This is a genomic window from Pseudomonas sp. 2822-17, from assembly GCF_002742485.1.
In the GTDB taxonomy this organism is placed as follows: Bacteria; Pseudomonadota; Gammaproteobacteria; order Pseudomonadales; family Pseudomonadaceae; genus Aquipseudomonas; species Aquipseudomonas cyclaminis.
The window spans coordinates 1-239 of sequence record NZ_LJRZ01000757.1; the positions used below are offsets into that span (position 1 = coordinate 1).

A 239-nucleotide genomic window follows, 5' to 3' on the forward strand; every position below is an offset into this window, starting at 1 on the left:
ATCTACAGGTCGAAAAAGAGTGTAATTCGACCTGAAAGCGAAATTGCGTACTGCCCAGAGGTCGAATAAGAATGTGATTCGACGTCTATGACCAAGGCACCTGTGCTTTTCTTATATTCTATCCATAAAGTTTCTCTGCTGACTCAACGGTATGTTTCAGTAATGTAGCAATAGTAACTAGGCCTACGCCGCCAGGTACAGGAGTAATTGCACCAGCAACATCATAACAACTGTCATAA

The 239-nt window shown here is 42.3% G+C and carries 1 pseudogene; it reads right to left on the reverse strand.

What is annotated here, in order from left to right:
- Positions 1 to 118 precede the first annotated feature (118 nt).
- A pseudogene (locus AOA60_RS26435) lies at positions 119 to 239 on the reverse strand (bifunctional 5,10-methylene-tetrahydrofolate dehydrogenase/5,10-methylene-tetrahydrofolate cyclohydrolase); the annotation flags it as partial.